We start from the raw sequence: 14,023 nt of genomic DNA, 5'->3' as shown, positions 1-14,023 counted from the left end.
TACTTAACGTTATATTATAGTTTTTGAGAATCTGGGATGAAAATCGCAGTAATTTTATCGAATGTAGAATACATCAACATTCCTTTTGGCCACTTACATCAACTTGATAAGGCTGGCATTTATAATATAATTATTTTGCTCAATGAAGATGAGTTTAGAAAGGCGCATACAACCAGGTTTGTGGTATTTGATCATATGGAGCCTAAGACTGTTATAGAACATTATCAGTCTCAAAGTGACCGGCTAAAAATTGAGGTTATAAACACTGGGGTAGCAACTACAGAGGAAGAAAAACTGGATTTTTACCTTAAGCAGGCAGAAGGACAATATAAACTCAATCTCTTTCTCTGTAAAGAATCCATGCCGTGGGTAAATGAGGAATTAAGTGCCAAGTCCCCAGTTATAGAAACTACTGAATATTCGTTTATTCCTTTTTTTAAAAGTACTGTTCAAAAAAAACTGCCTTTATTTCAAAGCCCTTGCTCTTCAGAGCAAGCGATTAAACTCCTGGAACACGATTTAAATCCTTGCCTTTGCTATAAAATGGCTTACTTTGATTTGGTACATTATCAATGGCTGTTTAATATTTTTGTTGAATTAATTACCCTTAAAATAAAATTGCGTGAAGGTGAAAACGCTGAATTTTCACCTCAGCTGAGTAAGTTAATTAAGGAGTTCAATAAAAATATAATAGACCTGGAAAAGGCAAAAATCACCTTCGAAAAAACTCACAAAAAAGCGTATGGAACACTTGGTGAACCTGATGTAATCACTCGATGGCAGCATGATAAGAATGTGAAAAATAAGATGGGTCTTGAGGATAGTTTTCCCAAATTGATAGGCAAACTAGTTAAGCTCTATGGCAAATTGACATCGCAAGAAAATCTTTATACTCCGTTGAGTGAAAAAGAGGAGGTTATTGATCATATCGAAGGTAAGGCCTTTGGCAAGTGAAGGGGCTAAATAATATTCTTTTGCTTAATCCAATAATATATTTTCTTAGATTGAGGACTACAGTTAACCACATCAAGATAATAAGTCAGGATTAAGAACTAAAGAGGGGGCGGTGGTATCTCGTGTTGCTTTTTCTGGAAGAAATTGAGCGAGTATACTGGCCAAGACCAAGGAAATGGGAATGATTAAAAGAGCCGTTTGATAATCTTTTAAGGTATATAGACCGGGTGTAGTGCTGAAAAGATCCAGTAAATAGCCGATAAGAGGTTGAAAAAGAGGTGCAGAGAGCATGGCCAGAGTATTAGTAAAGCCAGTGCAGGTTGCTAAGGACTCTGGAGGAGCCAACTCATTTGAGATGGAGTAAGCCAGCATGTAAGCTCCGCAGCAAAGTCCTATAGCGAAGAGTACAAAACCGATCAAAATTATATTATGGATGGGTAAATATAACGTGATAAGTAGTAAGGCTGCGGTTGATAAACATGAAAAATGGATTAATGGTTTGCGGTTAGTGAAGCGAATTGATAATTGACCAAAAAGAGGGCAACTCAAGCCAGCTCCCAATAATATCATAGATGTCAGAATGCTTGCTGTTTTAAGGCTGCAATCCAGTTTTAATTGTAAAAAGGGAACTGCCCACATGGCGCCAAAAACGGTGATAACCGAGAACTCCAAACAAACAAATAGTCCATTAGCCCAGGCTAACTTATTTTTTAAAATCAAAATGAGTTGTTTTTTATAGTGAAGATGAGTAGTGACTACCGGTTTATTACTCGGAATGTATTTCCAGCATAAGCGAGCAATCAATAGCCCTAGAATGCCCGCACCAACAATAAAATAGCGCCAGCCAAAATGACCGATGAATGAACCCATACCGATCATTCCAAAGACAGTAAGAGTAAATCCTAAAGTTTCAGATACTCCTATCATAAATGCATATTGTTTCAGAGGATAATTCTGCCGCAGCACATTGGTCAGCCCCACAAAAGCAAAAGAAGAGCCAGCGCCAATAATCAACCGCCCTAGAAACAGGGTCAGTACTGACTGGCCAGAAGCAAACAGAAAACAACCTGTCGCACATAGGACGGCATTTACAGATAATAGGGTTCGGGCATTATAACGATCGAAAAGCAGTCCTACTGGAATCTGAAAAGAAGTATAAACATAGTAAAAAGCACTACTTAAAATACCTGCACACAGCGCTGAAAGTTTTTGCTCGTGCATGATAGAACCAATAATAATTCCTGAAGATAATTGCAAAAAGAATTGGAATAATAAGAAGGAGACTCCAACCAGCCAAATGATGGTTCTTGATTTATTGGAAGTCATTGTGTTTGTTAATGCCATCATATCCTCAGAAAAAAAGCGAATATATAGGACATTAAGAGTGGTGTAAATTTTTTTACGTTATTTTTGAGAGAAAATAGGGGTAAAACTCTATCGATAGGATAATATACATTATTTTGCTATATTAATAGATAATACCAATCGAAAGAAGTGGCTTATGAATTTAAGAGACTTGAATTATTTTGTGGTTTTAGCAGAGTTAAGACATTTTGGTGAGGCTGCTAAACGTTGCTACATCAGTCAACCTACTTTAAGCATGCAAATTAAAAAGCTGGAAGAAACCTTGGGAGTGGCATTATTCGAGCGAAGCAACAAACAGGTTTTTTTAACTGATGAAGGCTACGAGTTGTTATCTAAAGCTAAAAAAATACTTATCCTTTGTGAAGAGATGAAAGCAATAGCCCAACATTCACAAGATCCTTATGCCGGTGATTTACATTTAGGGGTTATTCCCACAGTCGCCCCTTATTTACTTCCTGCAGTGATGCCCACCATCAAAAACACTTTTCCTAATTTAAAAATATGGTTGGTGGAAGAGCAAACCCATAGGTTAATAAGTAAGCTGGAAGGAGGGGAGATCGATGCTGCAATCATGGCTCAGCCGGTTGCGAGCAATTTTGCTCATCACCATTTGTTTAAGGAAGCTTTTTATTTTACCTGTGCTCATAATCATCCTTTAGCTCAATCCCGACATATTGCAATTAGCGACTTGGCAAATCAGCAAGTCATGCTTTTAGCCGAGGGACACTGTTTACGTGATCAAGCTATGGCTGTCTGTCAAATGGCTAAGGCGAATGAAGTGGCTGATTTTACCGCCACCAGCCTAGAGACACTAAGATTAATGGTACAGGCCGGAATGGGAGTAACTTTATTACCTGCACTAGCTGTAGGTACTGAGTCTTCTGATTTATTAAAATGTATTCCCTTTGAGGAGCCGGTTCCTACTCGTACTTTAGCTTTGTTTTGGCGCTCGGGTACCCCAAAAAATAAATGCTTGCGTGCTCTGGCAGATCTTATAATTCAATTAATTACGCCCAAATTAAAATCAATTTTAAGCTAATTTATGTATTTTGATTAACATGCCTACTTGCGGGTGATCGAGAAAATAAACCTGACTGCCTTTTAACCGTTGTTTTTGTGACACGACAAAAGAAGATTGAGGATTATTCGGAGGTGATAATTGTAAATCCGCGTCGAACAGATAGTAGTTGCTTTGACGCACACGAACCGTGCCCTGCATTTGCCATCCATTATGACTGATATTAGGTAAAGCAACACTGTTTTGATTATTACTCGGCTGTTTCCATGAATAATGACCCAGGACTTGGTAATGAGATTTTCGACTGAGTAAATAATATTGATCGCGTAATCCTGATTTTGACGCTGGGAGTAACCCATAAGGCTTGGTTGAATCGGCTTTAAGAGTAATTGCATTGTTGCTGATTGGAATCAATGGCGAGTCTAAGGCCAGCTTACTGTTTTTATCGCCATTTTGCGGGTAGGCAAAAACAATCAAATCAACTTGGTAGCTTGATTTAGCCAGAGCGAAGCAAGAGTATAAAATACTGATTGTTAATATAAATAATCTTAACATGGCTTCCTCATTTTTATTTTTTTGTATTATAACCATCTAGTCGAAATAATACATAGAAGAAAATAGATTAGTGATTTAAAAATTTAGGTCACGGGCCCTTATGATATATTGCATCAGTTGCAGCCGTATTAGTGCAACGTAATATGAGAATAGTTTTTATATAAGTTCTGAAGTTGTTTTGAAACCCGTATTTCGTTGTGCTAATACGGGTTACGATTATAAAAAATCTGGTGCTCCCTCTGGCTACGCTCGTAATAGACCAATTGATGACATTTAAGCTACCTTTCTAACGTCGTATTACTCAACAACAATTTTGGGGAATTTATCTGCATAATTGATTGGTTTTTTTGCCAGTTCAATAGCAGAGCGTAGCGCTGTTTTGATAAATGCATCCGTTAATTCATCATGTGGTTGAGTTGCCGTAGGTATCCCTTCATCACATTGTTGGCGGATACGGCTGTCTAGAGGCAATTGTCCTAATAAAGTACTGTGGTGGGTATCGCAAAGCGCAGCTGCTCCGCCTTCTCCAAATATTGCTTCTTCATGACCACATTGGCTGCAAATATGGGTAGACATATTTTCGATTACTCCCAGTACATCAATCCCTGTTTTAGCAAACATAGTAATCGCTTTTTGAGCATCCAAAGTAGCTACATTTTGTGGCGTAGTAACGACTATAGCTGCGGTAAGAGGAATTTTTTGTACTAAAGTAAGTTGAATATCTCCAGTTCCTGGCGGTAAATCGATAAATAAATAATCTAATTCATCCCAAAGGGTGATATCTAACATCTGGATTAACGATTTGGCAAGCATTGGTCCCCGCCAAATTAATGTTTGATCACTGCCTGTAAGGTAACCAATCGACATCGCCTGTATTCCATGGGCTTGTACTGGCAAATAAAAATCCCCACTAATTTGTACTGGATCAGTTTGCCCTAACATTAAAGGCATACTGGGGCCATAAATATCCGCATCCAAAATGCCAACTCGAGCACCTAATCGAGCCAAGGCTGTCGCCAGGTTAACCGTTACCGTAGATTTTCCCACGCCTCCTTTACCAGAGGCAACAGCAATGGTATTTTTAACGCCCCGCAACCCTTTGCCCACCATTTGCGTTTTGTGAGCTCTGATAAATTGATTAATTTTGAGCGTAATTTGGTGATTAGGGAATTGATTTTGCAAACTGACAAGCGCCAAAGCCTTAAAGTTTTTTTCTAATAAACTACTGGGAAACCCGGCTGTCAGATTAATGAGAAGCTCACTGGGTGTAGACTCGACATGATACTGTAAATTCATTTCTTTGCCATTTAAGCCTAGCAAAGGATCTTTTAATGAGTCTAAAAGGTTTGTTACAGTGTGTTCCACAGTCATTTGATTAACCTTATTAATACAAAAAAGAGCATGATAACGCAGGAATTAATGAATCACTAGTCAATCAGTGCTGCTTCATATTGCCAGGTTACCCAATGACCGTTATTCAGGTAATAAAGTCCGCACTGTATGGGAAGATCGGTTCGGCTGGATAAATAATATCCATACTCATTTAATTGTTCCTGATGTTTTTTTGAGGCAATCAAATCTTCTTTTCCGGTTTTAAAATCAATAATCCAAAGTGCTCCATTGTCTTCAAAAGTACGATCTATGATGCGGGTGACTAAGTTGTTCTGAACCTCTACCAGTAATTCATATTCGTTTCGTTCTTTATGATGCCTGGCTATAATCCATGCTCCTGTTTCATTATGAAACATTTGGGTTATTTGATCTTGTAATGTGGATAGAGCTACTTGTTGCATCTCTTGATTAAAACCGAGTTTTTTAAATTCGTCTCGCGCCAGATTCCAAGGCATTTGCTCTATAGTTTGGGGATGATGATCGCAGATCCATTGTAAGAACCGATGAGCTACTATACCGATCAAACGGGGAATACCTGCTGATAACTCAGGCACAGGGGCATTTAAAGGAGTCATTGAGGGTAATTTATTGTGACTATAAAACCCCAGAGGAAGTTTCGTTAATTGTGGTAAAGAAAAAGTCGTGTCTTCAGAAAGAGCTGTATGCGCGATATCAAGGAATTCCTGATGTTTGAGCAGACTACAAAAAGATCCTTTGGATGACTTTGACGAACTGTCCATTAAATATAATCGGGATTTCGCACGAGTAACGGCAACGTATAACAGCCTTTGCGACTCATAATGGTTTTTTTCTTCCTCTAATTGACTTAAATAATCATATAAAGCACAACGTTCCTGATGGGCTGCCTGGATCGGTGATACGAGCAATAAATTGCCATGGTTTTGGGTGGGTATCTTAAGCCATCGCAACATGGGATTATCTCCTCGATTGGGTTGAGCTCCTAACCCAGGAAGGAAAACAGTATCAAATTCTAACCCTTTGGATTTATGAATGGTCATTATCTGTAAACGGGAGGGGGTGGCTTGTTGGGAGTAGAGTTTATTGAATTCCATGAGGAACTCATGCATATCCGGTAAGCGACCTTCTTGTTCATAGCGATCCAGCAGTGCCCATAGCTGATCTAAATCATTTAACTGGCTTTGATTTAAGATGTTTTCAACATGCAGTTCTTTTAGCGTCTGTGCCACCCAATCAGATAATCTACCTCGATATCTTAGTGACAGCGCTTGATGCATTACCTGAAGAAAAAAGCCAGCGCGAATACGGCCTTCTTCACTTAGTTGTTGAATTTTATCCAGTTGTAACAGGGCGTGATAGATGGATTTATTTTTATTAAATTGAGCAATAGAGAGAATATCATTTAGCGATAAGCCACAATAAGGGCTGTTAAGCATTGCTAACCATGAGAGTCTGTTTCCCGGTAATAATAAAGCGTGAGTCAAAGACCAAACATCGCGTAAATGTTCTAAATTTGCTAATAAATCAATATCAGTACCTTGATAAGGAATTTGATGTTGTCTCAGCAGGTTAATAATTTCAACCAGATGCGTTCTTGAGCGTACTAAAATGGCTAAAGTTTGATCGGGATTATTTTTTAATTCTTTATTGATTAAGTGAATCAGGTTTTCAGCCTCTTGTTCCCGATTTTTAAATTGCAGAGCATGAATGGCACTCAGCTGTTTATCTTTAATGACATTTACCGAAGGATGAAAAGAAACAGCTCCGGACTCTATATCGACTTGCTGCGGGAATATTTTTGAAAAATGATGATTGACCCAATTAACAATTGTTTCTGTAGAGCGAAAATTGCAACGCAGTTCGAGCGATTTAAGCTGTACGGGACCAATACCTTGTTCTTTGGCGCGAAAAAATAATCCTACTTCTGCTTGTCTGAAACGGTAGATAGATTGCATCGGATCACCGACTACAAACATGGTTTTTCCATCATTGCTTTGCCAGCCCTGGACCAGTTTTGTCAGCAACTCAAATTGCGTAATGGACGTATCCTGAAATTCATCAACTAACAAATGATGTATGGCATTATCTAAATATAATGCCAGGTCGGTGGGGTTATCTTCATCACCTAAAGCAGTCAAGGCCTGTTGGGAAATAGCTGTAAAATCAACTTCATTATGCTCACTAAAAAAAACATGGAGATGACTCACGAGAAGAGGGAGTAAGACAAATAAAGCCTGAAGGACCTCCCATTGTTCCTGATCGTATTCTGGTTTAGGTAACTGACTCACCTGCAATAAGGAGTTAAGAAAATCCGGGTGATCATTTAACTGGGTTAATAATTCTTTGCTGGCTGCTTTAAGCCTGCGGTAATCGGCATCAGCGCATATACCTTGTTTTAAACCGACATGATGATCAAAGCTTTTACGAAAACCGTTGTCACCTACGAGTAGTGTTTTGCTTAATGCTGCAGCAATCTCTTGGTTGATTTGTTGGAAATCATTCCACTCCTTTAATAAATATCTTGGTGAATCAGGATTATTTTCTATAACAGCCAACTCGCGCGTTAGCTGGGTTACCTCTGCAGCCAAATGGAAGGGAAGACTCTGTTTGCAGCGAGTCAGCTCATGTTGTTCTATGTGACGCAAGGCCTGTTCAAATGTTGATTTTTTTTGTGCTCTGGCTTGAAACAGCGGGGATAACCACTGATCTCTTTGCGACAAAAGTGTTTTAAATAAACTCAGCAGCCGTTCTTGTTTATTATCCACATGCAAAAGCAACGTTTTTATTGCTTGCTGGTACTCGGGAGTTTCAATAGCAAATTGAATACAACGCCGAGCAGCATTGAGATAATGGCTTTCCGGGGTATCAGTAATTTGAGGGTAAGCTATTTGTTTTTCCAATAAGGGAATGGAATGGTTAATACTTTGGCATAATGAGTCTATAGTTATAACTTTTAATCGATTAGGCTGGTGGAGCAAATCCCATTGATACTGTTCACTACGACTTAATGCCTGTTTTGCAAAATCCAGGGTCATTTGTTGATGAGGACTGGCGGCTTGTTGGTCAGATGCCGCCTGTTGTAAGGCTAATACGATACGCTCACGCATTTCACTGGCTGCTTTGCGAGTAAATGTTAAAGCAATAATTTGTTCTGGGGCAGTGACGGTACTTAATAAACGCAGAAACCGCTGGGTCAGGATTTCTGTCTTTCCTGACCCGGCAGGAGCCTGTACTATGAATGATAAACCAGGGTCAGTGGCTTGACTCCGCTGTTCGCTATCTATAAGGGTCATTCACTTATTCCAGCACAACTTCTTGAGCAGGCGGCCTTAAATTGTAATGGGAGCTCATGCAATGCCCATAGGCTCCTGTATTGGCAATTAACAGAACGTCCCCTTCTCGGGTGACAGGTAATAATCGATCGTAACCAAGAGTGTCTCCTGATTCGCAAATGGGGCCAACTATATGAGAAAACCCCGCCTTTTCTTCATGAAGGCGGCTTAAATTAACAATTTCATGGTAAGCGCCGTAGAGAGACGGTCTGATTAGAGAATTCATCCCTGTTTCAATCCCTATAAACTTAACTTTACCTTTTTCTTTGCATTGGGTTACTTTGGCAAGAATAACCCCGCTTTCCGCCACAAAAAAACGGCCTGGTTCAAGCCAGATTTGTAATTGAGGGTATCTCGATTTTACTGCAAGTAAGGAAGCATCAAGAGCACTGAAATCCAGTGGATGCTGTCCAGGCTTCTCAACAATACCCAAGCCGCCTCCCAGATTAATAGAACGTACTTGAGGAAATTGCTCTGTTAAGGACGCTAACATCAAAGCAGTTTGTTGCCATAATTCAGGAGTGAGAATTCCACTTCCTGAATGAGCGTGTAATCCAATGACCTGGATGTTATGTTTTTTGGTCAATGCCAGGATTTTTCCTACATCACTTTGAGTAATACCAAATTTTGATTCGTTACCGCCTGTGGAGACATGTTTATGATGACCAGCTCCTGACCCCGGATCTATACGCACGATTACTTCACGGTTCTTAAATAATTCAGGCCAGGTTTCCAGGGGATATAAACTGTCTATGGTGACATAATAGCCTTTCTTTAAAGCATATTCATACTCGGATTTCGGAGCAAAATTAGGGGTAAACAAAACTCTTTCTTTACTGATGTTGGGAAAGAGTTCTAATACTAAGTCCAACTCCTGAATGGAAACACATTCAAAACCAATTCCTTCTTTTTCCAGGGTTTTTAAGATGGAAGCATGTGGATTTGCTTTGATGGCATAAAATAAAGTATCTATAGATTCTAATGCCAATAATTGTTTTGCTCTGTTCGCCTGAGTTGGGCTATGGTAAACATAACAAGGGGAATAAAGAGCACTGGTCGTTAGTAAACGATCTCTTTCGGTTTCCCACCAGGGAATGTTACGTTTATTAGGTTTGCCAAATTCCTCATGCCAACTTTTAGAATAATAATAAATTTGTGGGTTGCTCTCGATAAGCAAATGATGGAGTTTTTGGCATAATTTATCTGCATGAGATTCATCAACTACGAAAGTCAGGTTTAAGTCATTAGACGCCAGTGACATCAAATAAATTTGTTTGGCTTCAAACACCTCCAGCGCTGGGCCAAGATGGGGCAATACAGTTCTGATATGATGTCCAACAAGGCTTACGGCACTGCATGGTTCAATCAACTTGGCTCTGCCAAATTGATTTAATTCAGCTAAGAGGGCATTGATTGCTGGCCGGTCATAAAATTTTGCATTAGTGTCTAATGATAAGGTGACGTTAAATTCAGAAGAAGATAATAAGTCTACTGAAAAGCCGTGTTTTTTAAACGCAGAAAATACATCAGCCAGAAATCCTACTTGTTGCCACATGTTGAGCGTATCGATTGAGATCAATAAGATACTGTGTTTTACCTGAATGGATTTAATTAAAGGAGAGGATTCATCGGTATCTTTCGTAATGAGCGTCCCAGAATGTTGAGGCATATGAGTATACTTAACCGTCATCGGAATATTGGCGTTTCTGACGGGCGGAATACAATTGGGATGCAGTACTTTGGCACCCATAGAAGCAATTTCCTGAGCTTCATCGTAGTTTAATTGTTTTAATAAACGAGCATGGGGGAGTTGATGTGGGTTTGCAGTATAAATTCCAGGTACATCAGTCCAAATTTCACATGAAGTAGCTTGTAATTTTGCTGCAAGAAGGGCTGCGGAAGTATCCGATCCGCCTCTTCCTAGCAATACGGTTTCACCATGAGCATTCGCAGCAATAAACCCTTGGGTAATAATTGCCTGAGCTCCCGTGGCCAAAAACCTTTCTACTAATTGCGGATCGTATTCATGGTCACAACGAGCGGAAAGAAAATTAACCGCTTCTCCGCCAAGAGTAGGGGTGCTGATTAATAGTTCCCGAGCGTCATACCATTGATTGGAAATCCCTTGGTTTTCCAGGAATGCATGGCCAAGACGGGTCATCATCAGTTCACCCAGACTCAAAATTTGAGCGTGGGTTTTGGCTGGGGCCTGTTTTAATAAAGCAATACCGGTTAGCCATTGTTGCAACTGATGGAGATCTGCGGCAATCAGTTCAGGATTGACTTCAAGTTCTTCGGCAAGATTCAGGTGACTGTTACGAATGTCGGTATAAATGCTGTGATGTTCGTCTAGCAGTGCGGCGTCTATGGCTTTTTCAAGCTTATTAGAAATTTGGGTCAATGCCGAACAGACAATGACGGGTTGTATTCCGGCACTTATATGCTTTTTAGTAATGGCCGCAATATTATTCCAAGTGTTCCGAGTTGAAACACTGGTTCCACCAAACTTCGTAACTATTTGTTGCATGATAAGATTCCGCACAAAATTAATGCACATTAGCATGGACTAAAGTGTCTGCACAAGTATTTATAACTATATTAGGACTTACAAAAAAACCCAATCATTTTGTTAAAAAAATTTTTAACTACACCATGTAAAGTCTCTTAACTACGTTATCTGGAGACACATCCAAGTAGTCTCTTGCTTCCTGTCGCCGCATCCACTTCATCTCGCGCCACCTCAAGCCCACGTCATCTTGATCCAACCCTAATCTCGAGCACTAGCGAGAGATCTCCTGACATGGGCACCGTGCTTACTTTGGGAGATCCCTCACTTCGTTCGGGATGACGTAGTATTGCTCGGGATGACGTAGTATTGCTCGGGGTGACGTAGTATTGTTTGGGATGACGTAGTATTGTTTGGGATGACGTAGTATCGTTTGGGATGACGTAGTATCGTTTGGGATGACGTAGTATCGTTTGGGATGACGGAGTTGAGGGGAGGGGGAAATGGTATGAGTCAAGGTTCTGGAAGAAATAGTGATTAGGAATAAATTTCCCTTTGGGGCTTAAATTAACCATGATGCATCTTAATGGAGCATCATGAATTTAAATTTGTTATCCATTGAATATATTACAAAATAATTCTGATTAATCGTTTGAAATTAGGGTAATTTCATTTATTATCGGAAGAATTAATCCGAATTGGAAGTACTTATAATTTAAGGAGTGTGGAGTGAAGAACATGCACAAACCCATAAGAACGCTGGTTAGTGTTGCAGTAGTTGGAATTTTAAGCGCCAGTGCTGCTCATTCTGGGGGATTTTCGCTGTATACTGAAGGCACCGGTTCTGCTATTGGAAATTATGCTGCAGGTATTGCTGCTGAAGCCGCTGATGCGTCTACGGGTTGGTATAACCCCGCAGGTTTGGCATTAATTCACAAGCAACAAATGGTCGGCGGTGGAGTGGGTGTTTTCCCTTCATCAAAATTGACTGGGACAAGTACATTTACTACAACCGGACTTCATAATTTTGTGCAATCTTATAATGGGCTGAATGGTGCTGAGAATGCATTTGTTCCTTCATTCCATTACGCATTGCCTTTGGGTGAGAATGCTACTTTTGGTTTAAGTGCTGTTTCTCCTTTTGGCTTAGCAACCGACTGGGATAATTCAGCCGTTCGTTATCAAGCAACTTTTACCGAATTATTGACCATGGATATTTCACCAGAAATTGGTGCAAGAATTAGTGAACATTTTGCTGTGGGCGCTGGAATTGATTTCCAATATGCTCGGGTGAAATTTAATCGTATGCTTGGGACTCCAACCTTATATGCACCTTTTAATCCTGCTGCTGTGGATACATTAAGTTATAATAATGGTAACTCCATCGGCGTGGGTTTTCATACTGGTGTGATGACTATGTTTAATGATCAACATACTCGTGTTGGTTTGAATTACCAATCTAAAATGAGACACAAATTCCATGGGCAAAGTAGATTAACAGGAAACATGGCGTCTCCTGGTATCGTACTGGGTCTCCCTAACTCTGTTCTTACAGCCAATCCCAGTTCGGTTTTCAAGAACAATGAGTTAAGCAGTAATCCTGTAGATTTACCTGATATAGTGACTTTAAGTGCCTACCAGGATGTCAATGAAACCATTGCTTTACTAGGTTCTGTTGTTTATACCGCATGGAGTTCATTTAAGTTTGTTGAGTTGGATAATGTTGCAGCACCAGCGATTAATCCCAATACAACGATTAATTTGGTGAAAGTTAATAGTGTTTCGCCGCAAAATTATTCAGACGTATGGCGTTTTGCTGTCGGCGCTAACTATAGAGTAAATCCAGCGTTGATGTTACGTGTAGGCGGTGGATATGATGCTACTCCTACTAATAACATTGATAGAGATGTTCGTTTACCTGATTCAAATCGTTGGGCATTATCTGTAGGTGCTCATTATCAGGCTCGTCCCAGTATTGGGGTTGATGTAGGTTACACGCATTTATTCGCAAGTGATCCAGTGATTAACCGTTTTGATAGACTGAGCTCAACCTCTACATTTACTGTAAATGCGACTGGTAATGCCTATGCAGATTTAGTGGGTGCACAAGTGGTTTGGACTATTGATCAACCAATAGCAGCAGCAACAAAATAATTGTCAGTTGATAAAAAAGCCACGTTTAGCGTGGCTTTTTTTTACATTTATTTTTATCGAAAAGTATAATTGCTGCCTTATTTTAAATATCTGTCTGATATTTACATGAATGTGACTGTTTGATACTTCCCAGGATTACTGTCATATTAAACTAAGGAATTTTTTCGTCATCCTGAGGAGCTTGCGACGAAGGATCTCCTATTCAGGAGATCTCTCGCTATGCTCGAAATGATGTTTTTTCTTAATTTAGGACGGTGCTCTCCAAGCTGAGGCCGGTATGATTTATTTATCGCAAGCCCAGGAAGCAATGAATGTTCTATGATCTTTATGGCAGGATTTTTTATTATTAATTCTTATTGATGGTTGCTTCCCCAGGCCCGTTTATAATTACGGTATAACCTTGATTTTCTATTCGTTTTGGAGTGATATCGCCAGTGTCCAGATCCATAGTTACAGTTCCTATGTCTATTGGAGTAGGTTTATCCGTTGCCACTTTAATCAGAGCGGTGCATTTGCCATTAGTAGTATGACCATAACACGCCATTCTTACCATATTCCAATAAACTTGACGCGTGGTATGTGCAGGAGTTGAATAAGGAGAAGGGATAGTGCCTGCAACATAGGCATTTGATTCTTCATCAGTATTATTGTGTGTTGTTAAATAAGCAGGTGCTGCTAAAGCAGTGGCAGCAACCAAATTCAGGGCTATTGCCGATAAACTTTTAAGCATTAACTTCATCAATTTCTCCATTAAGATTGTAGGCGGTT

At 39.8% G+C, this 14,023-nt stretch carries 9 protein-coding genes; 3 read left to right on the top strand and 6 right to left on the bottom strand.

The genetic code is table 11. The annotated features are described in order from the left end of the window. Positions 1 to 36: 36 nt before the first annotated feature. Positions 37 to 954 carry a hypothetical protein gene (locus LOX96_RS00265; protein WP_250420015.1) on the top strand — a complete coding sequence of 306 codons (918 nt, stop codon included), beginning with the start codon at positions 37 to 39 and terminating at the stop codon, positions 952 to 954. Positions 955 to 1,026: 72 nt separating this feature from the next. Here the strand turns inward: LOX96_RS00265 and LOX96_RS00260 are convergent, their stop codons facing one another. Next, positions 1,027 to 2,301, bottom strand: a complete 1,275-nt coding sequence (locus LOX96_RS00260) for an MFS transporter (protein ID WP_284498259.1) — start codon at positions 2,299 to 2,301, stop codon at positions 1,027 to 1,029. A gap of 154 nt (positions 2,302 to 2,455) precedes the next feature. Between LOX96_RS00260 and LOX96_RS00255 the strand changes: the two genes are divergently transcribed. After that, the gene (locus LOX96_RS00255; protein WP_250420018.1) at positions 2,456 to 3,358 is read left to right on the top strand and encodes a LysR substrate-binding domain-containing protein; all 903 of its coding nucleotides are present in this window, start codon (positions 2,456 to 2,458) and stop codon (positions 3,356 to 3,358) included. Here LOX96_RS00255 and LOX96_RS00250 read toward each other — a convergent pair. From LOX96_RS00250 to LOX96_RS00235, 4 genes are all read right to left on the bottom strand, one after another. Beyond that, positions 3,350 to 3,892 carry a CsiV family protein gene (locus tag LOX96_RS00250; RefSeq protein ID WP_250420020.1) on the bottom strand — a complete coding sequence of 181 codons (543 nt, stop codon included), beginning with the start codon at positions 3,890 to 3,892 and terminating at the stop codon, positions 3,350 to 3,352. The genes LOX96_RS00255 and LOX96_RS00250 overlap by 9 nt on opposite strands. Positions 3,893 to 4,189: 297 nt before the next feature. Further along, positions 4,190 to 5,263, bottom strand: a complete 1,074-nt coding sequence (gene apbC, locus LOX96_RS00245; RefSeq protein WP_250420023.1) for an iron-sulfur cluster carrier protein ApbC — start codon at positions 5,261 to 5,263, stop codon at positions 4,190 to 4,192. Positions 5,264 to 5,319: 56 nt separating this feature from the next. Continuing rightward, a complete protein-coding gene (locus LOX96_RS00240) occupies positions 5,320 to 8,556 on the bottom strand; it encodes a UvrD-helicase domain-containing protein (protein WP_250420026.1) in 3,237 nt (1,078 codons plus the stop codon). 4 nt (positions 8,557 to 8,560) lie between these two features. Next, positions 8,561 to 11,122 (bottom strand): bifunctional aspartate kinase/diaminopimelate decarboxylase, encoded by a 2,562-nt coding sequence (locus LOX96_RS00235; RefSeq protein ID WP_250420028.1) that lies wholly within the window; start codon positions 11,120 to 11,122, stop codon positions 8,561 to 8,563. 708 nt (positions 11,123 to 11,830) lie between these two features. Here LOX96_RS00235 and LOX96_RS00230 point away from each other — a divergent pair. Then, positions 11,831 to 13,255 carry an OmpP1/FadL family transporter gene (locus tag LOX96_RS00230; protein ID WP_250420031.1) on the top strand — a complete coding sequence of 475 codons (1,425 nt, stop codon included), beginning with the start codon at positions 11,831 to 11,833 and terminating at the stop codon, positions 13,253 to 13,255. 346 nt (positions 13,256 to 13,601) lie between these two features. Here the strand turns inward: LOX96_RS00230 and LOX96_RS00225 are convergent, their stop codons facing one another. After that, positions 13,602 to 13,994: a hypothetical protein gene (locus tag LOX96_RS00225; protein WP_250420034.1), complete on the bottom strand. Its 393-nt coding sequence runs from the start codon at positions 13,992 to 13,994 to the stop codon at positions 13,602 to 13,604. Between the last annotated feature and the right edge of the window lie 29 nt (positions 13,995 to 14,023).

Origin of the sequence: Legionella maioricensis, from assembly GCF_023618015.1 — a bacterium.
GTDB classification, from domain to species: domain Bacteria; phylum Pseudomonadota; class Gammaproteobacteria; order Legionellales; family Legionellaceae; genus Legionella; species Legionella maioricensis.
The sequence above is the reverse complement of the archived record's forward strand: the minus strand, read 5'-3'. Positions and strand labels throughout refer to the sequence as shown.

Bases quoted from the DNA above. Each gene is read 5' to 3' on its own strand.
- LOX96_RS00265 (WP_250420015.1), top strand. From the start codon at position 37: ATGAAAATCGCAGTAATTTTATCGAATGTAGAATACATCAACATTCCT.
- LOX96_RS00260 (WP_284498259.1), bottom strand. From the start codon at position 2,301: ATGATGGCATTAACAAACACAATGACTTCCAATAAATCAAGAACCATC.
- LOX96_RS00255 (WP_250420018.1), top strand. From the start codon at position 2,456: ATGAATTTAAGAGACTTGAATTATTTTGTGGTTTTAGCAGAGTTAAGA.
- LOX96_RS00250 (WP_250420020.1), bottom strand. From the start codon at position 3,892: ATGTTAAGATTATTTATATTAACAATCAGTATTTTATACTCTTGCTTC.
- apbC (WP_250420023.1), bottom strand. From the start codon at position 5,263: ATGACTGTGGAACACACTGTAACAAACCTTTTAGACTCATTAAAAGAT.
- LOX96_RS00240 (WP_250420026.1), bottom strand. From the start codon at position 8,556: ATGACCCTTATAGATAGCGAACAGCGGAGTCAAGCCACTGACCCTGGT.
- LOX96_RS00235 (WP_250420028.1), bottom strand. From the start codon at position 11,122: ATGCAACAAATAGTTACGAAGTTTGGTGGAACCAGTGTTTCAACTCGG.
- LOX96_RS00225 (WP_250420034.1), bottom strand. From the start codon at position 13,994: ATGAAGTTAATGCTTAAAAGTTTATCGGCAATAGCCCTGAATTTGGTT.